The organism is Acinetobacter lactucae, from assembly GCF_013344765.1.
GTDB classification, from domain to species: domain Bacteria; phylum Pseudomonadota; class Gammaproteobacteria; order Pseudomonadales; family Moraxellaceae; genus Acinetobacter; species Acinetobacter lactucae_A.
In genome coordinates, this window is record NZ_JABVBF010000025.1 from 1 (window position 1) to 26,224 (window position 26,224).

General features: G+C 38.6%; 26 protein-coding genes. 8 read left to right on the plus strand and 18 right to left on the minus strand.

Features of this window, described 5'->3' with window-relative positions; translation table 11 throughout:
• Positions 1-1,276, plus strand: a 1,276-nt coding sequence (locus HUN22_RS04570) for a DNA internalization-related competence protein ComEC/Rec2 (RefSeq protein ID WP_174726697.1), incomplete at its 5' end; no start/stop codon positions are given.
• Here HUN22_RS04570 and HUN22_RS04575 read toward each other — a convergent pair.
• Positions 1,229-2,212, minus strand: coding sequence for a lysophospholipid acyltransferase family protein (locus tag HUN22_RS04575; protein WP_174726698.1), 984 nt, complete (start codon positions 2,210-2,212; stop codon positions 1,229-1,231). The genes HUN22_RS04570 and HUN22_RS04575 overlap by 48 nt on opposite strands.
• Before the next feature lie 133 nt (positions 2,213-2,345).
• Between HUN22_RS04575 and sppA the strand changes: the two genes are divergently transcribed.
• Complete coding sequence (gene sppA / locus HUN22_RS04580; protein ID WP_174726699.1) at positions 2,346-3,362, plus strand: signal peptide peptidase SppA; 1,017 nt, start codon at positions 2,346-2,348, stop codon at positions 3,360-3,362.
• A gap of 23 nt (positions 3,363-3,385) precedes the next feature.
• Positions 3,386-4,186 (plus strand): alpha/beta fold hydrolase, encoded by an 801-nt coding sequence (locus HUN22_RS04585; protein WP_174726700.1) that lies wholly within the window; start codon positions 3,386-3,388, stop codon positions 4,184-4,186.
• A gap of 72 nt (positions 4,187-4,258) precedes the next feature.
• On the opposite strand, the gene purN is transcribed toward HUN22_RS04585, so the two are convergent.
• Both purN and purM read right to left on the minus strand, forming a co-directional pair.
• Positions 4,259-4,888, minus strand: a complete 630-nt coding sequence (gene purN / locus HUN22_RS04590) for a phosphoribosylglycinamide formyltransferase (RefSeq protein ID WP_174726701.1) — start codon at positions 4,886-4,888, stop codon at positions 4,259-4,261.
• Positions 4,885-5,955, minus strand: coding sequence for a phosphoribosylformylglycinamidine cyclo-ligase (gene purM, locus HUN22_RS04595; RefSeq protein ID WP_017385817.1), 1,071 nt, complete (start codon positions 5,953-5,955; stop codon positions 4,885-4,887). The genes purN and purM overlap by 4 nt, the downstream gene beginning before the upstream one ends.
• 135 nt (positions 5,956-6,090) lie before the next feature.
• On the opposite strand from purM, the gene cxpE reads away from it, so the two are divergent.
• The 4 genes from cxpE to HUN22_RS04615 all read left to right on the plus strand — a co-directional run bounded on the left by cxpE (position 6,091) and on the right by HUN22_RS04615 (position 12,641).
• Positions 6,091-7,284, plus strand: coding sequence for a chloramphenicol efflux transporter CxpE (gene cxpE / locus HUN22_RS04600; RefSeq protein ID WP_174726702.1), 1,194 nt, complete (start codon positions 6,091-6,093; stop codon positions 7,282-7,284).
• A gap of 20 nt (positions 7,285-7,304) precedes the next feature.
• Complete coding sequence (hda, locus tag HUN22_RS04605; protein ID WP_002118656.1) at positions 7,305-8,003, plus strand: DnaA regulatory inactivator Hda; 699 nt, start codon at positions 7,305-7,307, stop codon at positions 8,001-8,003.
• Between the two features lie 330 nt (positions 8,004-8,333).
• Entirely contained in the window at positions 8,334-10,193 is a 1,860-nt protein-coding gene (rbtA, locus tag HUN22_RS04610; RefSeq protein WP_174726703.1) for a rhombotarget A, read from the plus strand.
• Between the two features lie 18 nt (positions 10,194-10,211).
• Positions 10,212-12,641 (plus strand): CSLREA domain-containing protein, encoded by a 2,430-nt coding sequence (locus HUN22_RS04615; protein ID WP_174726704.1) that lies wholly within the window; start codon positions 10,212-10,214, stop codon positions 12,639-12,641.
• A 94-nt stretch (positions 12,642-12,735) separates the two neighbouring features.
• Here HUN22_RS04615 and HUN22_RS04620 read toward each other — a convergent pair whose 3' ends face one another.
• The 5 genes from HUN22_RS04620 to HUN22_RS04640 form a co-directional block, all read right to left on the minus strand.
• Positions 12,736-13,125, minus strand: a complete 390-nt coding sequence (locus HUN22_RS04620; RefSeq protein WP_174726705.1) for a DUF3106 domain-containing protein — start codon at positions 13,123-13,125, stop codon at positions 12,736-12,738.
• A complete protein-coding gene (locus tag HUN22_RS04625) occupies positions 13,115-13,435 on the minus strand; it encodes a hypothetical protein (RefSeq protein ID WP_004643705.1) in 321 nt (106 codons plus the stop codon). Before HUN22_RS04625 ends, HUN22_RS04620 begins: the two co-directional genes overlap by 11 nt.
• Positions 13,425-14,039 carry an RNA polymerase sigma factor gene (locus HUN22_RS04630; RefSeq protein ID WP_174726711.1) on the minus strand — a complete coding sequence of 205 codons (615 nt, stop codon included), beginning with the start codon at positions 14,037-14,039 and terminating at the stop codon, positions 13,425-13,427. Before HUN22_RS04630 ends, HUN22_RS04625 begins: the two co-directional genes overlap by 11 nt.
• A 159-nt stretch (positions 14,040-14,198) precedes the next feature.
• Positions 14,199-14,975, minus strand: a complete 777-nt coding sequence (locus HUN22_RS04635; protein WP_174726706.1) for a TrmH family RNA methyltransferase — start codon at positions 14,973-14,975, stop codon at positions 14,199-14,201.
• A gap of 59 nt (positions 14,976-15,034) precedes the next feature.
• On the minus strand, positions 15,035-16,006 hold the full coding sequence (locus tag HUN22_RS04640; RefSeq protein WP_174726707.1) for a class 1 fructose-bisphosphatase: 972 nt from the start codon (positions 16,004-16,006) through the stop codon (positions 15,035-15,037).
• Positions 16,007-16,191: 185 nt separating this feature from the next.
• Here HUN22_RS04640 and HUN22_RS04645 point away from each other — a divergent pair, with 185 nt between their 5' ends.
• Complete coding sequence (locus tag HUN22_RS04645; RefSeq protein ID WP_016146153.1) at positions 16,192-16,380, plus strand: NF038105 family protein; 189 nt, start codon at positions 16,192-16,194, stop codon at positions 16,378-16,380.
• A gap of 43 nt (positions 16,381-16,423) precedes the next feature.
• Here the strand turns inward: HUN22_RS04645 and pal are convergent, their stop codons facing one another.
• The 10 genes from pal to HUN22_RS04695 all read right to left on the minus strand — a co-directional run bounded on the left by pal (position 16,424) and on the right by HUN22_RS04695 (position 26,111).
• Positions 16,424-16,984: a peptidoglycan-associated lipoprotein Pal gene (gene pal, locus HUN22_RS04650; protein ID WP_004643699.1), complete on the minus strand. Its 561-nt coding sequence runs from the start codon at positions 16,982-16,984 to the stop codon at positions 16,424-16,426.
• Positions 16,985-17,011: 27 nt separating this feature from the next.
• A complete protein-coding gene (gene tolB / locus HUN22_RS04655; RefSeq protein ID WP_057070324.1) occupies positions 17,012-18,292 on the minus strand; it encodes a Tol-Pal system beta propeller repeat protein TolB in 1,281 nt (426 codons plus the stop codon).
• 93 nt (positions 18,293-18,385) lie between these two features.
• The gene (tolA, locus tag HUN22_RS04660; protein WP_174726708.1) at positions 18,386-19,729 is read right to left on the minus strand and encodes a cell envelope integrity protein TolA; all 1,344 of its coding nucleotides are present in this window, start codon (positions 19,727-19,729) and stop codon (positions 18,386-18,388) included.
• 3 nt (positions 19,730-19,732) lie between these two features.
• Positions 19,733-20,185 carry a protein TolR gene (tolR, locus tag HUN22_RS04665; protein ID WP_003650231.1) on the minus strand — a complete coding sequence of 151 codons (453 nt, stop codon included), beginning with the start codon at positions 20,183-20,185 and terminating at the stop codon, positions 19,733-19,735.
• On the minus strand, positions 20,185-20,883 hold the full coding sequence (tolQ, locus tag HUN22_RS04670) for a protein TolQ (protein ID WP_016140259.1): 699 nt from the start codon (positions 20,881-20,883) through the stop codon (positions 20,185-20,187). Before tolQ ends, tolR begins: the two co-directional genes overlap by 1 nt.
• 23 nt (positions 20,884-20,906) lie before the next feature.
• Positions 20,907-21,314 (minus strand): tol-pal system-associated acyl-CoA thioesterase, encoded by a 408-nt coding sequence (gene ybgC, locus HUN22_RS04675; RefSeq protein WP_004699892.1) that lies wholly within the window; start codon positions 21,312-21,314, stop codon positions 20,907-20,909.
• Positions 21,315-21,525: 211 nt separating this feature from the next.
• Positions 21,526-22,860: a M20 family metallopeptidase gene (locus HUN22_RS04680; protein WP_174726709.1), complete on the minus strand. Its 1,335-nt coding sequence runs from the start codon at positions 22,858-22,860 to the stop codon at positions 21,526-21,528.
• Positions 22,861-23,064: 204 nt separating this feature from the next.
• Positions 23,065-24,069, minus strand: coding sequence for a Holliday junction branch migration DNA helicase RuvB (gene ruvB / locus HUN22_RS04685; RefSeq protein WP_002052424.1), 1,005 nt, complete (start codon positions 24,067-24,069; stop codon positions 23,065-23,067).
• 8 nt (positions 24,070-24,077) lie between these two features.
• Entirely contained in the window at positions 24,078-24,677 is a 600-nt protein-coding gene (gene ruvA, locus HUN22_RS04690; RefSeq protein ID WP_016146147.1) for a Holliday junction branch migration protein RuvA, read from the minus strand.
• Positions 24,678-24,770: 93 nt separating this feature from the next.
• A complete protein-coding gene (locus HUN22_RS04695) occupies positions 24,771-26,111 on the minus strand; it encodes a deoxyguanosinetriphosphate triphosphohydrolase (protein ID WP_174726710.1) in 1,341 nt (446 codons plus the stop codon).
• Positions 26,112-26,224 lie beyond the last annotated feature (113 nt).

Genomic DNA, 26,224 nt, shown 5'->3' on the forward strand with positions numbered 1-26,224 from the left:
GATTTATCAAACTATTGAACAGGTTCCAAAACTTGTTTCAACGAGTCTATTATCTAGAATCATTCTTTTCAGTAAAATTTTAATTGAATCTCAAGGCAAAATATTTATTGCTTTATGTCCCTTAATGTTGATTTTCTTTCAACAGATTTCATGGGTTGCGCCTTTTACAAATATTATTGCAGTTCCTTTATTCGGAGGAGTGATTGTTCCTTTAAATATTTTTGCAGCTTGTGTATGGCTTATTTTTAACTCATTCGGAAATTTACTTTTTCAAATTAATGACGTCCTGATTAGTATAGTACTGACATGTTTTGGCTTTTTAGAGAATTTATCCCTACCACTACAAGGCTTTAGCCTGACACCACTTGATTTAGTTTGCCTTAGCTTCGTTATTATTATCTTATTTTTACCGCGTGGAGTTTTACCAAAATCTTGGGGGCTCATATGCTGTTTACCCTTGGTTATTCCGAATAAGTCGTCCCAGCAAATTCAAATCAATATTATAGATGTAGGACAAGGGCAAGCTATTTTCCTGCAGCACCCGCAGCAGACATGGCTCATCGATACGGGTGGGTCTTATGATGAAAAGGCTTTTAGTATTGGTCAAAATGTGGTGATCCCATATTTACGTCAAAAGGGAGTTAAACAATTAGATCACGTCATACTATCTCATCTTGACCAAGACCATAGCGGAGCATTTCCTTCTATTGCGCACGCTTTTCCTATTAAACAAGTCATATCAAATGAACTATGGAAAGAACAAATTAGAGAACCATTTACTTATTGTCATCAAGGGCAAAAATGGCAATATCCACAATTAGATATTGAAATTCTTTGGCCTAAGGAAAAGGATTTAAATTTAGTTTCTTCAAATCAAAACCAATATTCTTGTGTCGTTTATATTCATTTAAAACAGATAAATGGCTATCAAAATTATTTAATTATGGGTGATGCAGGGTGGGAAGCAGAATATCAACTTATAAAGGAATATCCCGAGTTAAAGGTAGATGTTCTGGTATTAGGTCACCATGGGAGTAAGCATAGTTCGGCTTATGATTTTTTAGCCACATTAAAGCCAAAGCTTGTGATTGCCTCGGCTGGCTTTAATAATCGATATGGGCACCCAAGCAAAGAGGTTTTGGCGAGGGTACAAGCACTTCATATTCCGTTTAAAAGCACAGTTGAGCAAGGAACATTAAGTTTTGTATCTCGCAATCATGAGATGGTTTTATACACTCGACGTTTCGAGCGTATTTGGCTTCACAGGAATTTGTGAAGCTTCTGCTTTAAGTTTAGCCACAATTTGAAGTGCTTCATCTGGATCAAGATTATAAAGATTATCTAAAGCTGGATTTGCTTTAAAACGTTTATAACTCCAGTGATAGTGTTCCGGATACTGTTGGATCAGCTGTTCAATGGCTTGATGAATAACAAAGGTTCCGTCATCGGCACTACCTTCGTAAATCTTCTCATCCATAGGTTCAATATGCATCGTAAAACCCTCATGTTCATTACGAATCGCATAAAGAAATAATGCCTTGGCCTTGGTTTTTTGGATGAGTTTGGCACTTAAATTACTTGAGGCAAGGGGTACACCAAAATAATTGATCATATCACCACCAACATTTGGGGTATGGTCAGGTAAAATTACAGTGGTTTCACCTTGTTTTAACGCTTTAAAAATTTGTCGAACACCAGTCTCATCGGTAGGTACCAAGTTGGCTTGTTCACGACTACGTGCTTCTCGAACAAAACGGTCTGCATCTACATTTTTTACAGGTTTGTATAAAATAGTCATGGAAGTGAACTGTGCACACCAAGCATTCATGATTTCCCATGTACCAAAATGTGGAACAATCAAAACCACACCTTTTTTTGCTGCCAGTGCTTCATGAAAGTAATGTTCACCCTCAATATGGTGAATACGTGAAATATTCTTACTATTTGATGAGCCCCAAATACTTAAAAATTCGAAGTATGAGGTTAACTCGTTACGAATAGCTTGTTGTGTAATATCTATTCGTTGCTGTGGTGTTAAGTGGGGAAGTGCAATTTGTAAGTTAAGTTCTATACTTTTTGATGTTCTAGTAATTTTTAAAGTATTGACTAACCCTGCCAACATACGGGCAATAAAACGTCCAAATTGAATTGGTTGACGGCTAAAAGTTTTAAGTAAGTAATAGTTCATGCTTTTTACATCTAGTTTGGTCATCTATCGCGGTAAAAAGGAGGCAACAAGTAAAAAAAGATAAAAATATTATAAATGAAATCATATTATTTAGACAGTTTTTATCAAATCAACGTATATAATGACATCATTTTAGATTGATTTGGATTGGAATTTTATGTCCGATTGGCCACCAAAACCACAAAATGAACCTATAACCCCTAAACAAAATGGACCAGAATGGCAAATTCTTGAGAAGGCTGTACTTGCTTCAGTGGAGGAACAGCGTCGTAGTCGTCGTTGGGGTATCTTCTTTAAAACATTAACTTTTATTTATTTACTATTGATTATTGTACTCATGGGTAAAGGCTGTTCAACCAGCAAAGAAGGCTCTCCTGTAAGTAGCAGTAGTGCTCATTTGGCAGTGGTGGATATTATTGGAACGATTGATTCTTCAAGCAATCAATCTGTAAATAGTGAAGATACCAATAAAGCGCTCAAACGTGCTTTTGAAGCTTCAAATAGTAAAGCTGTTGCACTTAACATTAACTCACCTGGCGGTTCCCCAGTTCAGTCTGATGAAATCTGGCAGGAAATTCGTTATTTGAAAAAACAACATCCTAATAAGAAAGTGTATGCCGTTATTGGTGATATGGGGGCATCGGGTGCCTACTATATTGCTTCTGCTGCTGATGAAATTATTGTTAATCCATCAAGTTTAGTTGGCTCAATTGGTGTCATCATGCCTAACTATGGTATTACTGGTTTAGCTCAGAAGCTCGGTATCGAAGATCGCACTTTAACGGCAGGAACGAATAAAGACATTTTAAGTATGACAAAACCGATTGATCCTGCTCAAAAGCAACATATTCAATCTGTGCTTGATAATGTTCATACTCACTTTATCACTGCTGTTAAAGAAGGCCGTGGTAAGCGCTTGAAATCGAATGATCCAGCTATTTTTTCTGGCTTATTTTGGACTGGTGAACAAGCAATTCAATTAGGTGTTGCTGACCGTTCAGGTAATATTACGAGCTTGATGCATGAACTAAACCTTGATAATAAAGTTGACTACACAATTGAGCGCAACCCATTAGAATCCATTTTAGGTCGTATGGGTGCACAAATTGGGCAAGGGGTAAGTGAATCTATTGTTCAAGAAGTGCAAACTCATCAAAGCGCAAAATTACAATAAATCTGTATTTTTAGGATAGCGGTATGTCAATAAAACCAGTTATACACTTTGCTCATGCCAATGGTGTACCATCAAAAGTGTATCAAAAACTGTTTGACCAGTTGAAAGGGGAATATGATGTTATTTATGTTCCCTTGATTGGTCCTGATAAGCGCTATCCTGTGACGAATCATTGGCCTGCTTTAGTTGATCAGGTTATTGATAGTATTGTGCGTCAGGCGAAAGGACGGAAAGTCATTGGACTAGGTCATTCTCTTGGTTCGGTCCTAACATTGATGGCATCCTTTCGACGTCCTGAACTTTTTTCTCAAGTTATTATGTTAGACCCGCCTCTTATTTTAGGACGATATTCATTTGCTTTTCATATGGCAAAATTATTTCGTCCTAAACTAGTGGATGCAATGACGCCAGCTGGCTTATCTGCACGTCGTCGTGAACATTGGGAATCGAGAGAGCAGGCGGCTGAATTACTACGTCCTAAAGGATTCTACAAAGATTTTGATGAAGATTGTTTTCAAGCTTATATTGATTATGCTTTGAAAGAGGATTCGGTTCGCGGTGGGGTAACTTTAACCATTTCCCGTGAAGATGAAGTTGCGATTTTCCGTAAAAATCCTTCTTGGTGGTGGCTGCCTATGCCAAAACCTAAGATGCCTGTGCATTTAGTTGTGGGGAAAGAAAGTGCTTTCTTAAAAAGAGGCTTTCCTCAGATGGCGAAGCGAAAAATGGGAATCCCATTTGCTGTGGTTGAAGGAGGACATATGTTCCCTCTAGAGCATCCTATTGACACGGTAAACTCTATAAAGAAATTGATTCATCAGTGAAATTAATTTGAAACTCATAAAAAAGGACATGCCAACATGTCCTTTTTTATTTTTGTAGGTTAGTAAAATCTTTTACCAACTTGCAAAACGAATAGGGTCTTTTAGAACTTTATTACGGAAATAAGCTTGTCCATCTTTCCATGTAAGTTGACCGTTACATAACCACTCTGCAACTTGTGGGTAGATAAAGTGCTCAAGAGTATGTACTCGATCTGCTAATGACGCAGCAGTATCATGCTCTCTAACTGAAATAGCTGACTGGGCAATAGATTGACCAGAATCCAGTTCAGCAGTTACAAAGTGCACGGTGCAACCATGTAAACGATCACCTGTATTTAGAACACGTTGGTGAGTATTTACACCTTTGTAGGCAGGAAGAAGCGAGGGATGTATGTTCAGCATCTTCCCTTGCCATTTATTGACAAAGGCTGATGTTAAAATACGCATGAAGCCAGCTAAAATAACCACATCTACTTGCCAAGCCAAGAGTTGCTGATGCATTGCTTCATCAAACACTTCACGGGTTGGAAAGTCTTTATGGGAGATAACAGCGGTAGCAATATTGGCTTTTTGAGCGCGCTCTAGGGCATAAGCATCTGCTTTATTAGATAGTACACCTACAATTTGCCCTGATAGTTTTGCATCTATCAAGGCTTGTAAATTACTACCGTTCCCAGAGACTAGAACAGCAATTTTTATCATGCAAAGATCACACGGATTTTTTCGTCTGCGCCTTCCACTGATTCAGCATTTTCTTGGATATGTCCGATTTTCCAAGCTTTTTCGCCTTGAGCATTAAGTACTTCAATTGTTTTTTCAGCATCATTTGCATCAACAGCAATGACCATACCTACACCACAGTTAAAAGTACGGTACATTTCAAAGCGTTCTACATTGCCTTCGCGTTGTAGAAGTTGGAACAATTCAGGCCATTCCCAAGAAGATTCATCAATCACTGCTTGTGCACCATTTGGTAATACGCGAGGTAAGTTACCTGGTAAACCACCACCAGTAATGTGTGCCATAGCATGAACATCAACTTGTTTGCAGAGTTCAAGAACTGGTTTTACATAAATACGAGTTGGTTCCATTGCTACATCAGCAAGAGGACGTCCATCAATCGTTTGAGTTAAATCAACGTTTTTAACATCTAAAATTTTACGTAGTAATGAGTAACCATTAGAGTGAGCACCACTTGATGCAACACCAATAAGTACGTCACCAGACTTTACTTTAGAGCCATCAATAATTTTACTTTGCTCAACAACACCAACGGCAAAACCAGCAAGATCGTAATCTTCGCCTTCATACATGCCTGGCATTTCTGCGGTTTCACCACCTACAAGTGCGCAACCTGCAAGCTCACAACCTTTACCAATACCAGTAACAACATTTGCAGCAACGTCAACATTTAAGTGACCAGTCGCATAATAATCAAGGAAGAATAATGGTTCTGCACCACAAACTAAAAGGTCATTTACACACATAGCCACAAGGTCTTGGCCGATTGTGTCATGACGATTAAGATTAAGTGCCAAACGTAATTTAGTTCCTACACCATCGGTTCCAGAAACTAAAACAGGCTCTTCATAACCTTTAGGAATTTTGCATAGTGCACCAAAGCCACCAAGCCCGCCCATTACTTCAGGACGACTTGTACGTTTAGCGACTGACTTGATACGATCGACCAGTGCGTCGCCCGCTTCAATGTCAACACCCGCATCTTTGTAGCTTAAACCGGTATTTGGGGTAGAAGTTGAGTTGCTCATAAATGAAGTCTCCGCATTGGCGGCAGATTATAACCTGAATATACGAAACTCTTATGTTATTTATGCTCGAAAATGCTATCTTTAATAAAAATATTTTTTCATTTATAACGATTAAATCAAAAAAGGCTAGATTTTATGCAAGATCGTATACTGCGCCGTATTTTTTTACTCGCAGGTATTGTATTGCTGGTATGGGTGTTGTACTTGCTCAAGCCTGTAGTCATTCCTTTTATCGGCGCTTTTTTCCTGGCTTATTTATTCAGTCCACTTGTTGATGTGCTGGTAAAAATGAAATTGCCTCGCTGGTTAGCAATTAGCGTGGTATTTGTCGGAATAGGTGTAACATTAACTATTGCACTCTGGTATTTGGTTCCACTCATCTGGAAACAGTTAGTTTATGCCCGCGATAGTATTCCAGCGGGTATTCACTGGATTAATGCTACCTTTTTACCTTGGGTATCTTCGACATTTAATGTCCAGCAAATGGAAATTGATACAGAACAGTTGTCTAAAGCTGTGATGGAGTATGTCCAAACAAATTATAGTGCAGACAGCATTCAGGCAGTGTTATTAAAATTAGCTCAATCTGGTTTGAATTTTATTCAGATTGGTGGAACGGTTGTTTTAATTCCTATTATTGCTTTCTATTTCTTGCTCGATTGGGAACGTATGTTACAAAACTTACGTCGTCTCATTCCACGTCCATACGAAGCAACTACTTTACAGATCGTTGGTGAATGCCATAGCGTTTTAGGGGCATTTGTTAAAGGTCAGTTTCTAGTCATGCTATTACTCGGCATAGTCTATGCAGTTGGTTTACAGCTCATTGGTTTGGAAGTTGGCTTGATTATTGGTATGGTGGCTGGTCTTGCTAGTATTATTCCTTATTTAGGCTTTGCCGTAGGTATCATTGCAGCTGTTATAGCCAGCTTGTTCCAGTTCGGCTTGGATTGGGTACATTTATTACTCGTCGGTGTAGTTTTTATGGTTGGTCAAGCGGTAGAGGGCTATATTCTACAACCATTCCTATTGGGCGATAAAATTGGTTTATCTCCTGTAGCGGTTGTTTTTGCAGTATTGGCAGGAGCACAGCTTGCAGGTTTCTTGGGAATGTTAATTGCATTGCCGGTGGCAGCCGTTATTGTAGTGTTGTTAAAACACTTAAGAGATAACTATGAAAGAAGTTCGCTTTATGCTCCACCTTCTACATTAGTAATCCAACATGGCGATATTGAGCAAATTCATGTGGAAACTGAAAGCACTAAGCTTGATCTTGAAGTTAAAACACAGCAAGATACAGATGAACTGAAATCCCCTAACCAGAAATAATTTCAAGGTTAATTCAATATATGCGTCAACTCCAACTGGATATAGAACCTCAACTTGATGCCCGAATCAGCGATTTTTCGGGACCGGGTTGGGGGCATGTAGTCGATGCCGTGCGTCAACTCCATGCTGGTCTGGTGAGTAGGTTCTATATATACGGTGGAGCGGGGACGGGGAAGAGTCATTTACTTTCTGCAATTTGTGATTCTTATTTAGAAATAGGCAAATCTGCGATTAAAGTATCTTTGCTTGAACTTCTTGACGCACCTATTGAAGCAATTACCTCTTTAGAACATTATGACCTTGTCGCTTTAGATGATATTGAATCAATTAGTGGTGTGCCTCACTGGCAAAAAGCCGTTTTCCATTTAATGAATAATCACGAAGGACAATTGGTATTTTCTTCACGTGTTGCACCAATCGAATTAAAGCTTGAATTGCCAGACTTACAATCACGACTTACACAAGCCGTGAGTGTAAAAGTGCCGAGTGGAAGTTTATATGCAGACCGCTATGCCTTGGTCACATCTGTAATGGCTAGACGGGGTATCCACTTTGACCAACAAATTGTTGATTACTTATTATTGCACGGTCCTCATCAAGCTTCTCTTTTATTGCAAACTGTTGCTCAGTTAGAAAAACTACTCAAAGGCGAAAAAACAAAACTTTCTAATGCGACTTTAAGACAAATTTACGCTTTGATTGATGAGTATCAACAATAGAGCTTGTAACTTTTAAATTTGCTGTTTTGACCAAATTTATTTCAAACAATAAAAAATCGCTTTCCAGACATAAGTTTTCCATTACAGAATAGTTGTATTTATAACTGCTAAATTTTCTTTGAATTTTTTTAATAAGCTACTTTTTGTATTTAAAAAACTTTTTTAAATCTATGATGCTTTTTGTAAGCTGGTTTAAAAATGACTCGATAGACTGACCAAAATGTCTTGAGAAATTCTACTTGCTGTGACAAAGTACGCACAAAGGATGCGATTGCAAAAGCGGAAATTTTGCAATATTGACAAAGAAAAATGAAAAAAAGATGTAAGGAGATGGGTATGCTCAAACGGAGCATTGCTTTTGCTTTATTGGCTGTTGCTGGACACGCTTATTCTGCTGATATTCAAGTCACAACTACAATTGATGAAGACATCGATAACACAGCCTGTTCGTTACGTGAAGCAATACAATTTCTAAAATATCGTGCTTCTTCTAATGCTGCTGAAGTTGAAAAATATGCAAACGGTTATAACGGTTGCGGAAATAAAGACGCTTCTTCAAATATTATTTTGCAGCGTGATAAAGAATATACTTTAAATAAAAGTATAGTAATTACCGTTCCTGTAGCTATCAGTACCGCAAAAAATGATTCTACTCTGGTTGAGGAAGGAGCGCCCAACTCTCATAATGCAACAATTAAAATGGTTGGTACTGATCAACTATTCCGTATAGATGATGGTAGTGTTGAAAAAGCTTCTTTTACAGTTTCATTTGTTGATGTCAATTTAAAAGGTGCTGGCTCAAAGAGTGTAATACCTCAAGGTAATGGCGGATTAATTTATAATCATGAACAATTGGTTATTCAAAATTCTCGTTTAATGGATGGGTATGCCACAAATGGCGGAGCAATTTATAATGCTGGTAATTTATCAAATACTACAAAAACAGCAGGTTCGGTAACTGTTACTAATAGCCTGCTTCAGAATAATAAAGCGAGTCAGGGTGGTGTTTTATATAGTGATATGCCACTTTACTATATCAGTCGCTCTGTAGTGCGTAATAATGAAGTGACCGCAGCGGATGGCGCATTGTTTCATGCTGAAACTAAATTTGCAGATGAAAGTACGGGCGGATACTTAACCTCTCGTATTATTGGTTTAAGTAATAGTACGATTTTTCATAATAAGGGGAGTTTTATTGCCAATGTCCGTGATGGAATGGTTGTAAATAATATTACGATGATAAAAAACGTGGGAGGTTTATTGTTTGATGCTCCACAGGGTAATGCTTCTGTCTCTAACAGTATTTTAGTAGGTAATACAACAAACTGTAAGGCATCTGCAACAGATAAAACGATTGTGCAAAGCAATTTAGTAACAACAGAATGTAACCGCAATGCTTCAGCAGAGTTACCAAATATTATATATCCTGCAAGCGAAAAACTAATTGCTGGAAATGCAGATGAAGGAACCTGTGATGTACCACCAGCAGATGGATTGCTATGTCCATATTCAACCCCAAGTGATAGTTTTTTAGGATTCTTTAAACCTCGAGTTTTAGATAAATATACTAGCCTTTCGCAATCATTGTTAATTAACAAAGGTCGTTTATATAGCGATGGAACTTCTGTCGGTTTGGCGAGTTGTGAAAAGCAAGATCAACGTGGAAAGAATCGAAGTGGTTATGATGAGTTATGTGATTTAGGTGCAATTGAATTAATTACCAACCGCGATGATATTAGTACACATGGTCAAGACATTAAATATGGAGAAATTGCCAAATTTAATATTGCCGATGTAGTCGGTGATGGTGAGTTAGTTTCTCCACAAACATGTGAAAAAATGTTTGGAAAAAGAACAGATGGTCAGGCTTGGCAGTCAGGCTGTATGAAGATTGTTCAAACAAGTACTCCATCTAAAGGAACTTTATCTATCGATGCTCAAGGTAATTTAACTTATGTTCCAAATGGAAACTGGCATGGAGCGGATGTATTTAATCTGTTAGTTGTTACTACTACCACACGTTTTAATGATGCGGCGGATGTTTATTTAACAATTCCAGTTCAAATTGTACAAGATCCACCATCAGGTATTGAGGATAAATCTGTAAGCACGGGTGGTGGCGGAAGTGTAGGTGGTGGTTTAGTTTTAGGTTTATTTGGCTTAATTGCTCTAAGACGTTTAAAGTCATAATCAAGGATGATAAAGGCTATGAAAAATTATAAAAAGGCTTTTTTAGCATTAGCTGTGATTGCTGCAATGCCATTATTTGCAGATACCACGACTGGAAGAATTGATGTTACAACTTTTGACGATGAAGATGGTGAAAATACGAATGCCTGCTCATTGCGTGAAGCAATAAAGACAGCTGAGTTGCGTAAATCGTATGGTGGATGCACGGTTATTGACACACGTGAAACTACACAAAAATCGATTCAACTTCAATCAGGAACTTATGCTTTAACCAAGGAATTAGTACCAAATGCAAATATTGCTATTTTTGGAGCTGATCCCGTTGATTGGCAGAAAAAAAGCGTATTAACCAATGATTATCCCGCACAGCTTGACTTGCAAACACGTATTAATGCTCAAGGTAAATCACGTATTTTCAATACGACTATTTATAAACAGCCCTTAAGCTTAAATAATATCATTCTTGAAAATGGCCTCACAACTGGTCAGGGTGGAGCGATTTATGCTGGTGCTGATATTGCTTTGCAAAATAGCCAGATTTTATCATCTCGGGCAACAAGCGGCGGAGCAATTTATTTAGCTTCACCTAATATTACTTTGTCAGTAAATCATTCTTTACTGAAAGGTAATAACGCAACACAAGGCAGTGTTTTATCAATGGGGTGTTTTAGTGACACTGTCTATGCACCACGTACCATTACCCTCACATCAAATAGTATTGTGAATAATGGAAATACAGCTTCAACAAGTGCATTTGAGTTTTGCGGGAAACCTACTGCGACGTTATCTGTTAATACTATTGCAAAAAATATCGCAAATAGTACTAATGGCAGTATTATCAAGTTTACTGGCGATACCAATAATCCAGCCAATTCATCAAGTATTTTAAGTTCAAGCAGTAGTTTAGTACTCTTAAATAATACAATTGTTGAAAACAACGCGAATAGTACTTTCCTCTACGACAAATTAGGCGCAAAAAAGTTAAGTTTTAACGTGCTCGCTTATAATACTGGAAGTTATGCCTGTAAATATCTTTTAGGTGCGGTAGCAGAGGAAAAGAGTGTAGGTTTAACGCTGAGTTTCAATGCACTTGATTGGAAATCGGCGACAGCAAAATGTGATGTTCCTAAAGAATCTTTACCTGATGGACAGACCAATGTTGATATCAGTGCACAAACATTCAGTAATTTATTGAGTCCTTTGCAAACGGCAACTGCTTATACTGGGTTCCTACCTATTTATTATCCAAAAAATATTTCTTCTAATACAGATTTAATTGATGTGGATCAAGATAGTAAAGGAAGCTGTGCCACAATTGACCAACGTGGTTTAAACCGTCTGACAGACGGTACATCATATTACCAATCGGGAAGTCGCAATAGCTGTGATATTGGTTCCGTTGAGTTAATGAAACTCACCTCAGGCGACTTGGAGGATGTTAGTAATATTTCATTAACGACTTTTATTGATACTTATCAACAAAATTATGATTTATTTGATAAGTATATTAAAGATCCTAAGACGCCTTCCAACTTTATCACTTACTATAAAGTACGTTTAGCTGAGTTTAAGAATCTAATTGATACCACTAAGGCAAATCTTAAATATCGCGCGATTTATCTTGATTTAAAGAACTATGATTTACCATTACCGGCTGAAGATGCTAATCATGTACTGAAGTTCTTCAACACAACTGACTATCGTATTACAACAGAACCACTAGGTATTGGATCACTTGACGACAAATACGATGGGCAACAAGTTAAAGATCTAACAGATAAGGACAAACTATTTTGCGAGTGGAATAGCGCTTTACAGCAAATTGTTTTTTATCGCAAAGACGATATCGTGACTCAAGCTGGTACATATGCTTACTGCAAATATACAATTACTACAGCCGATAATAAATTAAGCTCAAGCGGTCTGATAAAAGCTCGTTTTAATAATATAGAACCAGTGTCTGGCGATGGAACAATTACATTTAAATATCTTGCAAATGAAACTATTCCATTGAATTTGCTTAAATATGCGAATGATAATGGTGATGGGCCTGTAAATACGCTTTTAAAGCCAAAATCACAATTTTGGGTAAATGAAGATGGTGTAGAGTTACCGATTTATTTACCAAGCAAAACATCGAAAGATGGTATTTTTAAAGTGGTGAAAGCTGATCGAGAAGGGCCATGTCCGAAAGATGACAAAGATAAAACTTGTTATGGTGGAAATATCTATATTCAGGCAAATAACGTATTTAATACTTTTAATGATTCGTTAAGCTATAACGTTTATGACGCAGATGGGAAAATTTCACCTAAAGCTGGCGTAATTACCCTTGTAAGCACTGCCACTACTACAGATGATACACGTAGTGGCGGCGGCGGTAGCTTAGGAATTCTATCTATAGCGTCTTTACTTGGTTTAGCGGTCTATAGACGCTATCGTAAATAAACGATATAAAATAAAAAAGCCTCCAATTGGAGGCTTTTTTATGGAAAGTATATAAGTCATGAAATTCACTGGGTATGAACTTCATATACTTATATTAATGTTCTAAATACTTGTTCATATATTCTTCACGAATAGCTGTTCTTTCTTCGCCATTCGCTTTAAGCATACGTTCGCGTAAATCTTTACGCTCTTGTGTACTCATTTTTTGCCATGCTTCACGCATTTTTTCTTTTTCAGCATCGGGGAGTTGAGTAAACCAGTCCATACGTTGCTGTAGGTTCGTACTTTGATTTGCTGGTAACTCTTTTAAGCTTTGGTAGCGTTTAATAACCGCACGTTGTTCTTCTTCAGAAAGAGCATTCCATGTGTCATCAACTTGTGTATTGGCATCTTTAGAAAAAATCCAAAATCGTTCAAAACCTGCAAAACTGGTTTGCAAGAAACTTAATGAACAAAGGATAAGAGCTAATTTTTTAGCTGCCATGTTGTACTTTATCCTCACCCAAGACCATTAGCATTTCTAAATCTTCCACCATTTGTGGGGATAATTTAGGATTTACAATCACTTGATTTTGCGGCTTATCAACAATATCTGCTGAATTAGGTAAAATTACAAAACCTGTGATCGCTGCTGCAAGTGCAAAACCAGACATTTTCCAGACACTATAAAAAGAGGCTGGTTTTTGTTGAATATGGTCAAGCACATGATTCATGACCACTGTTTTATTTTTATGGTGATGTGCCAAACTATCAAGTTTAGACGTCACCTTTTTAGTGAAATCATCATGATTCATCAGAACCTCCCAAGGGATTTAAATGGGCCAAGTACTCTCTAAGTCCCTGAATTGCTCGGTGATAATGGGTTTTTACACTACCTTCGGTACAGTTCATGATCTGAGCTGTTGTGTGTGTGTCAAAACCTTCCCACGCACGTAACATAAATGCCTGTTGTTGACGAACTGGTAATTTTGAAATCGCTTCTCGAATTTCTTCGATAGTCACCGCTTGATCGAGAAAATCCGCAGGATTAATGGCTTTTTCATCAACTACATCAATAATTTCGTTGTCGTCATTGTCGAGACTAACTTTTTTGAAGAATGAAAATGGATTTGCTCTGCGAGATTCTTTGCGGCGCCAATCCTGAAGTTTGTTGTTTAAAATCGTATAAAACAGGGGATACCATTCTTCAGTACTTTTATCGGCATAAGATTTGTGTAAAGCAATAAATGCTTCTTGAACCAAATCCATCGCAATACCTTGTTGACCTTGGGTAGCACTCTCCATCATCACCAAAGCACGACCAGTTACATCTTGCATGAAAACTTTCAGGCGTTGCTCAGCCGTGCTTGCATGAGCACTAGATGTTTCCGATCGAGACTTTTTCGGTGCTAAATCCATGGAGATGGAAAATCCTGTCATTGGACATACCCACCTTATCTTCAATATATCTCTTATATAACGTTTAAAAGAGGTGGGAGGTTGACAACAATCGGTTATTTTTTACTAGTGTAATTGATTTTTTTCACAAATATGTGAGATGTAAAATAAATTAACGTTTTACTGACGTTGGCGGACCATCTCAAAAAAGCAAATAGATCCTGCAATTGCCACGTTTAATGACTCTTGTCCACCTGGTTGGGGGATGGTCACTGATTGTGCGTGATCTAGGGCGTAATCACTAGCGCCTTGACCTTCATTTCCTAAAATCCAGACACACGGTTTTGAAAGGTCTTTTGAATAAAGACTCGTTGAGCGATGAGAGCTTGTAACAAAAACCGGAATTTGGAATTTTGGAAGAATATCTGTCAGCTGGAAGTTTTCAAAACAATGTAAGCTAAAATGAGCGCCCATACCCGCTCTTAAAACTCGTGGTGACCAAAGTGAGGCAGAGCCTTGTGTGCAAATAATTTGTTTAATATTTGCTGCTGCTGCTGAACGTAGTAATGTACCTACGTTACCTGGATCCTGAATATTTTCAAGAATTAAAGTATCCACGTTGTAGTCAATTGTAGATGACGTTTTTGGTAGGTCGATAATAGCTAAGCAAGTTAAACTTGTACCTAATGTACTCAAATCTCTGTATAAAACTTCGCTAATAACAAAGATGTGACCTTGATGCAGTTCAATTATTTTTTTTAAATCTTCGTGTTCTAATGCTTGTTCAGTGGTAAATAAAGAAAAAATCTTCTTTTGCTGTTGTAACCAAGCTAAACAAAGATGTGTGCCTTCAAGAACGGTTTGTTGGTGCTTTTTTCGGGCGTTACTGAGTTCGATTAATCCACGCAAATGTTTAATTTTTGCATTGTCTTTTGATTCTAAAAAAATAACAGCCATAAGAAAATATCCAACAAAAGGGCACCATCATACTATGATGCCCTAAGTAATTAAAATTATTAGTGGTAGCTTGTTACGCGTTCAACTTCATTTTTAGAACCAATGATTACAGGAACACGTTGGTGAAGCTCGGTTGGTTCAATATCTAAAATACGAACACGGCCTGTAGTTGAAGCACCACCAGCTTGTTCAATGAGCATACTCATTGGATTCGCTTCATACATTAAACGTAAACGCCCCGCTTTTTTCGGATCTTTTAAGTCATATGGATAAAGGAAAATACCACTACGACATAAAATACGGTGAATATCACCCACCATACATGCGACCCAGCGCATATTGAAATCTTTTCCACGAACAGATGTTTTACCTGCAAGTAATTCATCAATATATTGTTTTACGGGATTTTCCCAATGACGTTGGTTAGATGCATTAATTGCAAACTCTTGAGTATCTGCTGCAACTTGAACATTGTCATTCGTCAGCAAGAAAGTTTGAGTTTCTGGGTCTAAAGTAAAGAATGCTACGCCATTTCCAACTGTTAAAGCCATCATGGTTGATGGACCATAAAGTACATAACCAGCCGCAACTTGCTGTGTGCCAGCTTGCATGAAATCTTCTGCTTGCGTTACTGCATTTTTTGCAGGAAGGATTGAGAAAATTGTGCCTACACACATATTGATATCGATATTGCTTGAGCCATCTAATGGATCAAATAAAACCAGATATTTACCATTTTCTTGTGCAGGGGTGAAATCATCAAGCTCTTCAGAAGCGAGGCCACCTACATGTGGATGTACTTTTAAAGCATCAATTAAGTAGTCATTAGAAATTACATCTAGTTTTTTTTGTGTTTCACCTTGAACATTTTCATTGCCAGCACTACCTAAAATACCAGCGAGAGCACCTTTTTGTAAGGCTTGATCGATCGTTTTACAAGTAGTGGCAATAGTATCGATGACTTGAGCCAACTCAGGTGTTAGGTTCCCTTTTTGTTGTTGTAAAAATTGGGACAAAGTGAGGTTGGACATAAAAAAAGCTCCTGTGCTTCAAGCATCAAAATGAGTCAGATAAATACGTGGCATATTCTAGATGAGAATGTCACAAAATAAAAATTATCTTACTTTATTTGTGTTGGATTTATGCTTACAAGCCCCCAATTAAAATGGTATGTTGATTGCATCACAAAGGACTGTATATTTTTAGGAGAATCGAAATGACAACAAAGAAGTTTGATGCGACCCCCACGGCAGGTGAACCAATCAATCTAGATGAAATTTCGAAAGAAAATGTTCAGGAAGCTTGGAAAGACTACGAGGCAAAACCTGAATATAAAGATTTTAATAAGCATGATCTGATTGAGTCCATGCAACATACTGAAGAAGAAAAGAAATCTTCTAAGTAATAAAAAACGCTCATATTTTTATGAGCGTTTTTTTGCATATCCTTTATTTTAATAAAGGAGGGACTGCTTCGTAATTAATTTCAACACGGCGGTTTTCTTTCCACGCTGATTCATCATGTCCTGCATTAACAGGAGCTTCTTTACCATAACTTACAGCTTCAAGTTGCTGCGGGTTTACGCCATTGGTAATTAAATAGCTTTGTACAGCTTTAGCACGACGCTCGCCTAGAGCCATGTTGTATTCACGTGTACCACGTTCATCTGTATGGCCAGTTAATGCAACTTTTGAGTTTGCATTTGCCATGAGAAATTGTGCGTGAGCTTGAAGCGTTTGGTAATCTTCAGTAGATAAGTCACTGCTGTCATAATCAAAATGAACAACGCGTTTAGCCAAAGCTGCTTTATTTGCTTCAGTCACACCCTTAGATGAAGCACCTGCCAAATTTTGAGCATTTAATGCCGCATCTTCACTTAAACCAGAAGTGTTTACTGTACTTGGATTTGTACCAGTTGCTGTAGTCGCTGCCGGTTTACGGCTAGCACAGCCTGTCATCACGAGTGCTACGCTAAGAAAGGGTAGAGCTAAATATTTGATTGATTTCATGATCATCTCCATCAATGGAATTAAAAGTTATTTTGGTGCCCATGCCGGTTCGCGTACTTCACCTTGTTCACTTGGTAAATTCATACGGAAACGTCCATCTGTAGACATAATAGACAACAAGCCACGGTTGCCTTCACGAGTTGCGTAGACCACCATTTGCCCATTTGGTGAGAAACTTGGTGATTCATCTAAACTAGTTGGGGTAAGGATATTGGTGATGCCAGTATTAATGTCTTGAATTGCAACTTTATAACTGCTACCACTTGGGCGATGAACAAGTGCAATCTTTTTGCCATCTGCACTTAGAGTTCCACGTGCATTAAATGAGCCTTTAAATGTCAAACGCTTTACTGAGCCATCAGCAAAGGTATAACGATAAATTTGGGCAGAGCCACCACGGTCAGAAGTGAAGATAAAGGATTTTCCATCGGGTGTATAACGTGCTTCGGTATCAATTGCCGAATCATTTGTCATGCGTTTGACTTGGCGTGTTGATAAATCCATTTGATAGATTTCAGGGTTACCATTCATCGATGCTGTAAACAGCATTGATTGGCCATCTGGTGAGAAACTTGGCGCGCCGTTTAGGCCTCTAAAACTGGTAAGCACTTCACGTGTTCCAGTTGATAAATCTTGTAAATAAATTGCTGGACGTTTAGTTTCAAAAGAAACATAAGCAATTTTTTTGGCATCTGGTGTCCATGCCGGAGATAAAATCGGGTCACGCGACGATAAAACAGTCTTTGGTTGTTCGCCATCCGTATCTGCAATTTGTAGCGTATAACGCTCGGCAGGTGTTGCAGGATTTCTTAATACATAAGCAATACGGCCGCTAAAGTCACCTGGAATACCAGTAAGTGCTTGATAAATAGCATCACTTACCATATGACCAGCTTGACGTATGCGTGAAGCAGGTACATTTAAAAGCTCATTTAAAATGTATTGTTGCTTTTGTACATCATAAAGTTGGTAGTGAACTTCAAAACCTGTCGCTGTTTGTTTAATTTGTCCAGTAACAACATATGGAATACCAGCAGCTTGCCAGTCAGAAGCTTGAATCTGATTGATTGCAGCATTGGCAGGCAAATTTTTAGATGAGCTTGTAAAGCGCCCAGAACGGTTTAAGTCTGTTTCAACAATAGGATAGAGCCCATTGTCATTGGTAAACGGAACAATAGCAATTTTGGGTGCCTGATCTGGTGCTTTGGCAATTTCCAGATATAACTGGGCAAAAGCAGTTGTAGAAGCAATAGGGCTTAAGGCTGTGATCAGTGCTAAAGATAGCAGGTGTTTGCGGCTCGTATTCATAAGTTTAAAGTCATATCAGGTATTTTTGTGACTGTTGATTTTGTAGCATAGTTACATGCCTTAAACTATTTAAAGCATGTAACTCTTTCAAAATTATTGCGCTCTAAATGTAGAGTTAACACTTCTTGCTTCACGCCTTGCATCTGGATCTGATGGCATAGGATATGGTGCTGCGGCTTGAATTGCAGCTTTAATACTTGCATCTAAGGCATCATCACCACTTGAACGCGTGATCACAATAGAGTTAACGCTTCCCGAATCGGAGAGGGTAAAACGAACACCAACTGTTTTACCGCTACTGCCAGTTGGGACATCCCAAGAGCGTCGAATTTTTTGCTCAAAATCGCGTCTAGCTGAAGAGGCAACTTTTTTAGCTTCAGCTTTCTTTTGCGCTGCCTCTTCTTGTGCTTTTTGAGCAGATGCAGCTTTTGCTTCGGCCTCAGCTTCAGCTTTACGCTTAGCATCCTCAGCAGCTTTTTGCTGTTTGGCTTTAGCGTCAGCCTCAGCTTTACGTTTAGCATCTTCAGCAGCTTTTTGCTGTTTTGCTTTCGCATCAGCCTCAGCTTTACGTTTAGCATCTTCAGCAGCTTTTTGCTGTTTTGCTTTAGCATCAGCCTCGGCTTTACGTTTAGCATCGTCAGCAGCCTTTTGCTGTTTTGCTTTCTCAGCCTCAGCTTTACGTTTAGCATCATCAGCTTTTTGTTGCTTAGCTTTTGCATCTGCTTCCACTTTACGTTTGGCATCGTCATTGGCTTTTTGTTGTTTAGCTTTAGCATCTGCTTCAGCTTTACGTTTAGCTTCTTGTTGTGCTTGAAGTTTAGCGTTTTCAGCCTTTTGAGCTTCACGTTTTAATTTTGCATCTGCTTCAGCTTTACGTTTAGCGTCGTCAGCAGCTTTTTGTCTGGCCTTAGCTTCTGCTTCGGCTTTTGCATTTTGTTCAGCCTTACGTTTGTGTTCGGTTTCTGATTTTGCTTTAGCCTCAGCTTGGCGTTTAGCTTCAGCCTGCTGTTTTTGAGCTTCCTCTATGCGTTGCTGTTCTGCTGCTTGTTTCACTTTCGCAGCTTCTTCAGCTTTGCGCTTTTGCTCAGCTAACTTGGCTTGCTGGGCCTGTTCGGCCTTTTGCTTTTGAGCAGCAAGTTGTTGAGCTGTTGGAGGAGGAGGTGCAACTGGAAGATTTTGAGGTAGTGTTTCATCCACAATAGGGGCTAATACCTCTTTTGCTTCATTCGTAGCTGTAGTCTCTTGTTCAATTTCTTTGGCTAAAGGAGGGGGTAAATCTTCTGGCTTAACTAAAATAGTTGTTAGCTTTTTTGGCTGTTCAGGTGGTTTACTCAAGCCTAAAAAAAGCAAGCCAACAATGGCAATTGTATGAACTCCGAGTGTAAAGCTCAATGCAATCGCATTTTGTTTAAAGGGCGGCTTTTGATTTTTGTTCATAGCTTATTTTAAAGGCTCTGTCAGAAGGCCAACTTGAGTTAAACCTGCTTCTTGTAAACTCGCCATCAATGATACGACTTCTCCATAAGGGCGAGACTTATCACCATTGACTAAAACTGTGAGTTGTTTGTTTTCTTGTTCAGCTTGTTTTTGAGCATCGCTTAAAACTTCTTCAAGTTTTTCACGAGATAATGGCTCACTATCTTTGTAATCTTCATACTGAAGATAAATATTGCCATCTTTGCCAATTGTTACCATGGCTGGCATATCTTTTGATTCGATTGGATGGTTATTTGCTTGAGGTAAATCAACCTTGATTCCACTGGTAATCATAGGAGCAGTTACCATAAAAATAACCAAAAGTACGAGCATAACGTCAATATAAGGTACGACGTTCATATCACTTTTTAATGGTTTTTTTATGCGCTCAAAGCGCCCTGAACGCTGAATTGCCATTATGCATCTTCCTGTGATGAACCCACAGATTGACGCTGCAATAATGCAATCATCTCTTCAGCAAACAAAGCCCGATCAGAATAAACACTTTCACTTTTAGCAGTGAAGTGGTTAAAAGCCAGTACAGCAGGAATTGCAGCAAATAAACCAATTGCGGTTGCGATAAGTGCCTCAGCAATACCTGGTGCAACAGTTGCAAGAGTTACTTGATCAACGGCAGCCAAACCGATAAAGGCATTCATAATACCCCATACAGTACCGAATAGACCGATGTAAGGTGCTACAGAACCAATACTTGCTAAAGTCCCTAAACCATATTCCAAATGGCTTTGATCACGGCTCAAACCTACGCGTAAAATACGTTCAGTGCCTTCGATTGTTTGCGAAACAGGGGCCTGACGTTTCTTAAGTTTAAAAAATTCGCTCAATCCTTGATAAAAAATATCTTCAAGACCTGAGCGCTTTGAGTTGAGTTGGGCGTTGTTGTATAGCGTATTGAGTTCAGCACCAGACCAGAACATTTTTTGGAAATGTTCATCGTCTTGGTGTGCTTTTTTATAACTCATATGTAACTTGGCAATCAGATACCAACTAAAGATCGATGCTAACAATAAAATTAGCATGACCAACTGAACGACTGGACTTGCCTGTAAAATAAGGTCAGAAATATGCAGGGTTGATTCAATGTTTGTTGCCATAGTTACATATGCCGGTTGTTTTTTTAGTCTTGTTCCAATTCTTTACGAATAAGATCACGTATTTCTTCTGGAAGACGACGAGCTACCAGTTCTTTGCTTAAACATGCCAACTCAACCTCGCCAGAAGCAAGCAAGATTTCACCACGATAAATATTTTGTTGCAACACAAATGACGCAGCTTTACATGAAACTACACGTGCTGTAACAGTAATTAAATCATCCATTAAAATAGGACGCATGTATTTTACGTCAATTTTGTGTACGACAAAGTTGTAGTCTTTTTGGTGCCAGTAATGATCAACGCCAGAAGCACGAAGCCATTCAGTACGGGTACGTTCCATATAGCGAATATGGTTGGCATGGTAAACAATACCACCTGCGTCCGTATCTTCAATATAAACACGAATGTTGAATTCAAAATGATTCGCCATGAGAGTATTCCGTTTTAGTTCACTATAGAGCTTTATATTTAAAATATGGCTTTGAATAAAATATTAGCTCTACTCAAAAGCCATATCTATGCTTTTAAATACGGGGCAGTTTAGCAGATTGCATACTAAGTCCTATGGCACAACCTTTCAATTGCGATTGCTGTATTTCTAGTCACAAAACGGAGAACTCTATGTTTAGCATGGTTTTAAGTTAAGAGGGCTTCCATGCGGTTTGAACTTGTTTTGATATATTCGGATAATCTAATATGAACCTTACATGTAGTTCAGTTCCTGTTTTTAAGGCTTTATTATCTACAATAAAGTAAGGACTATGATTGGGTGCAGCTTGGCTTAAATCTTGATTTTCTGGTGTTGCACCTAAGAAAACAAAGAATGAGGGCATTAATTTTCCATAATAAGCAAAATCTTCACTTGCGCTCTCATTGTGATCCAAAACATGTAGTTTTGAAGCTTCAACAACTTTGGCTAATGTTGGCTGAATAAATTGAGTAAGCGCCTTGTCATTCATAGTTACTGGAGCGTAAGGAGCAATTTCAACTTTAGCAGTCACGTCATTGGCTTGAGCGTTATGTTCTATCATGGTTGGTAAACTTTTTAAGATATTTGCCCGTATCTGTTCGTTGTTAGAGCGAATAGTCCCAATCATACTGACTTGTTCTGGAATCACATTTCCTGCTGTACCGCCTTGAATATTACCGATGCTGACTACACCCATGCCTTTAGTTAGATCGGTCCTTCGGCTAATAAGACTCTGTAAATTATTAATCATTTGTGCCGATGCATAAATTGGATCTCTGCCTAGCCACGGCGTCGAACCATGCACCTGCTTACCGTTGACCTGAATGCGTAAATGGTCTGCACTATTTAAAATAGCGCCATCTTTATAATAAAGGTGCCCACTTTTCATGCCTGCTATGACATGCATTCCAAATATAGCTTCTGGTTTATAGTCATTAAAGGCGCCGTCTGCGATCATTTTTCTAGAACCGATTTGATCGCCATGAGTAAAGTTATCTATATCTGCACCACCTTCTTCAGCAGGTTGAAAAACAAAAACAACTGTGCCCGATATTTTATCTTTATTCGCAGCCAGAATTTTTGCCGCGCCTAATAACATTGCAGTGTGTGCATCATGTCCGCAAGCATGCATCACATAAGTTTCTTTACCTTGATAAATTGCTTTTTGTTTACTTGCAAAGGGTAGGCCGCTTTTTTCTTCCATTGGCAGAGCATCCATATCAGCTCTAAGTGCGATGATAGGGCCGGGTTTGTCGCCTTTTAAAATGCCGATTACGCCAGTTTTTGCATAACCTGTTTTGACTTGAATGCCATAGGACTTCAATTCTTTTTGAACCAGTGCAGATGTTTTAAATTCCATATTGCCTAGTTCAGGATGTTCATGAATATGTTGTCTTAATTGAATAACCTGATTTTCATTTTGTTGTGCTGCATCTTTTACCCAATCTGCTAGGCTTAGCTGGCTCATTAGAACGAGTGGCAAAAATAAAGCGGTTTTTTTATACATATCTTTATCCTAAAAATATTATTGTTCATGAGATTTACTATCTTGATTTCTTATAATTCAGTTTTTAAAAATATTAAAAAATCAATATGGTATAAATAAATACTTAAAAGGTATGGAGTGGCTAATTTATTGATAAAACAATTTTTATTTAATTTGAAAGAATAAAAGAATTAAAAAAAGGAAGAGAAAATTCTCTTCCTTTGGTTAGTTTTTAGGCTCAGGTGGCGTCATTCCAAACTGTAAATAAGATTGGTTGGTTGCGATGCGACCTCGTGCAGTACGCATCACATAACCTTGTTGAATTAAGTAAGGTTCAATCACATCTTCAAGTGTGCCGCTATCTTCAGCCATCGCTGCTGCAAGAGCTTCAACTCCGGCAGGGCCACCATCAAAACGCTCTAGTAACATACTCAAATAACGTCGGTCTAGGGTATCTAGGCCAGCCTTATCAACATTAAGCATATCAAGCGCACGCTGTGCCATTTCATGGGTCACTTCGCCTGTGCCTTTCACTTGTGCATAGTCACGAACACGTCGTAATAAACGGTTGGCGATACGAGGTGTTCCGCGCGATCGGCGTGCTACTTCTTCTGCGCCTTCAACTGTAATGGGTACATCCATGAGGTTTGCAGAGCGTGACACAATGTGTGTTAAGTCTTCTACAGAGTAAAACTCAAGACGTTGCACAATACCAAAACGGTCACGTAATGGTGAGGTCAACAAGCCCGCACGTGTGGTCGCAGCAACAAGTGTAAAAGGGGGTAAATCGAGTTTAATTGAACGGGCAGCAGGACCTTCACCAATCATGATATCGAGTTGGTAATCTTCCATCGCTGGATAGAGAATTTCTTCAATCACTGGTGAAAGACGATGAATTTCATCGATAAATAAAACATCGCCTTCTTCAAGATTGGTGAGCATTGCTGCTAAATCGCCTGCACGCTCTAATACAGGTCCTGATGTCGATTTAAGATTGCCACCCATTTCACGGGCAATAATATTAGCAAGGGTAGTTTTACCCAAACCCGGCGGACCAAAAATCAGTGTGTGGTCGAGAGCTTCACCACGACCACGAGCAGCGCCAATGAAAATTTCCATTTGCTCGCGTACGACTGGTTGCCCAATATAGTCGGCAAGCGAAGTTGGTCGAATAGCCCGGTCAAAATGATCTTCAGGTTTTTCTGTTCCACTGATTAGACGGTCTTGCATAAGTGTTTTTACTTCATCATAGATTTAAGAGCAGCACGAATAATATCGGCTGATTCTGTGTAATCGGCTTTAACCGCAGCTACAGCTTTTTGTGCTTCAAGTGGCTTATAACCTAAAGATTGCAACGCAGCTTCTGCTTCTGCGACAGGAGAGTTTGCAGCAAATTGAATTTGAGGCATGGTCGCCGCAGTTGAAGTGCCTTGAGCTAATGTTTTAAAGCGATCACGAAGTTCAATCATTAAACGTTCAGCTGTTTTTTTGCCAACACCTGGGACTTTGACCAGTGTATTAATATCATCATGTTCAATAGTGTGAACCAATAACTCAACACTTAGCGTAGATAAAATGCCCAATGCCATTTTTGGACCAACACCATTTACTTTTAATAAGGTACGGAAAATTGTTTTTTCTTGAGCATCACTAAAACCGTAGAGCTGCTGCGCATCTTCACGGACAACCAAATGAGTCCATAACGTAACTTTCTGGCCTTTTTGTAATTGGCAAAATGTTGAAAGTGGCGTATCAATTTCATAACCCACACCATTTACATTCAGTAAGACAGTAGGGGCTTCTAGGGCAAACACTTCGCCAATTAAACATCCGATCATAGTGTAATTTCACTTATTCATAACTGTAAATCTGGTCGTTCTAAAATGAATTGAAAACGACACTGCTTTTATTTCTTTCTGTATCAGGCTAGCTTAAAACAAGCCAATTTTATTACCTTGCAACTCTTGCGCCAAGCTATAAGCCTGATGATCTGAAAATTTACTGATAATATCGAGTACTTGCATGATATTGCTGTAGTGATTATTGCTAAAGTTAGCACCATACAGGTTAAGGATAGACATTAAACGTTGTTCTTTAAAGCTTAAAGATTTATGGGGAGTTGTGAGTGGTACAAATGCATCCAGAATCGTTTGTAAACTTTGATGCGCAATAATTTCTAAGCCTGACTTTTGTGGGTGCTCAAAAATTTTATCACGTGCCAAATTTTTGGCAGTTTCGATACCAATAGCAATATCGGGCGAACAATATTGTAAAAGGTTGCCTTTAAGCTGACCTGTAATAATTTCATAATGATTTTTGGCAAAAGCCGTGGTTACTTCATCAACAAGACGTTTCATGACACGACCACGTAATGCGGAGATCTTTTGTTGCCATGTACTACTGGGATGCGATAACTCTTCAGGTTGGCCATAGTCAGCAATAAGATTTAAGAAAATGGGTTCAACTTCTTGGTAAGTCAACATATTTAAGACAATGCCATCTTCTAAATCAATGAGGGCATAACAAATGTCATCAGCGGCTTCTAGCAAATAGGTGAGTGGATGACGGCAATAATGATATTCACCGAGTTGAATCAGTCCAAGCTGTTCAGCGATCTGTTTTAAAATTTCTTTTTCAGATTGATAACAACCAAACTTTGCTCTTTGATGTGAAGGGCGGTCACCCTGCGAAGCAATTGTTTTTGAAAGCCATGGATATTTTAAATAAGCGCCTAAGGTTGCATAAGTTAAACGCATACCTCCATCATCTGGATGATAGTCAATGCGACTTAATAAACGTAAGCCTTGAGCGTTACCTTCAAATTGGCGAACATCGGCTTCTTCTTCGGGACTTAGTTTTTTTAAAAAATCATCATGTGATGCATCATCGAACCATTCGCGAATCGCATATTCACCTGCGTGACCGAAAGGCGGGTTACCAATATCGTGTGCAAGGCAGGCTGCTTGAATAATTGCACCGACATCGGCAGGGGAAATCCAGACGGGTAATTCATTTTTAATTTTTTCCGCGGCAAGCATACCCATTGAGCGGCCAATACAGGAAACTTCAAGTGAGTGGGTTAAACGGGTATGAATACCATCGTGCTGTGCGAGTGGGTGAACTTGCGTCTTACGGTTTAACTGACGAAAACTTTGAGAAAATATAATGCGATCATAATCTTTATGGAATGGGCTACGAGCCAGTTCTGTACTACTTTTTTTGCTACCTAAACGAACTGCGGAAAGCAGCTCTAACCAACGCATTTGTTCCATTTATCATTATTCAAAACTATAAAGCTTGATCATGCCAAAAAAAACTTAAAAGCACTAGCTTGGTGCGACATAGTTTGTCTTAGTTCAGGTTTTATTATGTTATTGAATAAACA

Coding starts and splice junctions, on each gene's coding strand:
- HUN22_RS04575 (WP_174726698.1), bottom strand. CDS start 2,212: ATGACCAAACTAGATGTAAAAAGCATGAACTATTACTTACTTAAAACT.
- sppA (WP_174726699.1), top strand. CDS start 2,346: ATGTCCGATTGGCCACCAAAACCACAAAATGAACCTATAACCCCTAAA.
- HUN22_RS04585 (WP_174726700.1), top strand. CDS start 3,386: ATGTCAATAAAACCAGTTATACACTTTGCTCATGCCAATGGTGTACCA.
- purN (WP_174726701.1), bottom strand. CDS start 4,888: ATGATAAAAATTGCTGTTCTAGTCTCTGGGAACGGTAGTAATTTACAA.
- purM (WP_017385817.1), bottom strand. CDS start 5,955: ATGAGCAACTCAACTTCTACCCCAAATACCGGTTTAAGCTACAAAGAT.
- cxpE (WP_174726702.1), top strand. CDS start 6,091: ATGCAAGATCGTATACTGCGCCGTATTTTTTTACTCGCAGGTATTGTA.
- hda (WP_002118656.1), top strand. CDS start 7,305: ATGCGTCAACTCCAACTGGATATAGAACCTCAACTTGATGCCCGAATC.
- rbtA (WP_174726703.1), top strand. CDS start 8,334: ATGGGTATGCTCAAACGGAGCATTGCTTTTGCTTTATTGGCTGTTGCT.
- HUN22_RS04615 (WP_174726704.1), top strand. CDS start 10,212: ATGAAAAATTATAAAAAGGCTTTTTTAGCATTAGCTGTGATTGCTGCA.
- HUN22_RS04620 (WP_174726705.1), bottom strand. CDS start 13,125: ATGGCAGCTAAAAAATTAGCTCTTATCCTTTGTTCATTAAGTTTCTTG.
- HUN22_RS04625 (WP_004643705.1), bottom strand. CDS start 13,435: ATGAATCATGATGATTTCACTAAAAAGGTGACGTCTAAACTTGATAGT.
- HUN22_RS04630 (WP_174726711.1), bottom strand. CDS start 14,039: ATGGATTTAGCACCGAAAAAGTCTCGATCGGAAACATCTAGTGCTCAT.
- HUN22_RS04635 (WP_174726706.1), bottom strand. CDS start 14,975: ATGGCTGTTATTTTTTTAGAATCAAAAGACAATGCAAAAATTAAACAT.
- HUN22_RS04640 (WP_174726707.1), bottom strand. CDS start 16,006: ATGTCCAACCTCACTTTGTCCCAATTTTTACAACAACAAAAAGGGAAC.
- HUN22_RS04645 (WP_016146153.1), top strand. CDS start 16,192: ATGACAACAAAGAAGTTTGATGCGACCCCCACGGCAGGTGAACCAATC.
- pal (WP_004643699.1), bottom strand. CDS start 16,984: ATGAAATCAATCAAATATTTAGCTCTACCCTTTCTTAGCGTAGCACTC.
- tolB (WP_057070324.1), bottom strand. CDS start 18,292: ATGAATACGAGCCGCAAACACCTGCTATCTTTAGCACTGATCACAGCC.
- tolA (WP_174726708.1), bottom strand. CDS start 19,729: ATGAACAAAAATCAAAAGCCGCCCTTTAAACAAAATGCGATTGCATTG.
- tolR (WP_003650231.1), bottom strand. CDS start 20,185: ATGGCAATTCAGCGTTCAGGGCGCTTTGAGCGCATAAAAAAACCATTA.
- tolQ (WP_016140259.1), bottom strand. CDS start 20,883: ATGGCAACAAACATTGAATCAACCCTGCATATTTCTGACCTTATTTTA.
- ybgC (WP_004699892.1), bottom strand. CDS start 21,314: ATGGCGAATCATTTTGAATTCAACATTCGTGTTTATATTGAAGATACG.
- HUN22_RS04680 (WP_174726709.1), bottom strand. CDS start 22,860: ATGTATAAAAAAACCGCTTTATTTTTGCCACTCGTTCTAATGAGCCAG.
- ruvB (WP_002052424.1), bottom strand. CDS start 24,069: ATGCAAGACCGTCTAATCAGTGGAACAGAAAAACCTGAAGATCATTTT.
- ruvA (WP_016146147.1), bottom strand. CDS start 24,677: ATGATCGGATGTTTAATTGGCGAAGTGTTTGCCCTAGAAGCCCCTACT.
- HUN22_RS04695 (WP_174726710.1), bottom strand. CDS start 26,111: ATGGAACAAATGCGTTGGTTAGAGCTGCTTTCCGCAGTTCGTTTAGGT.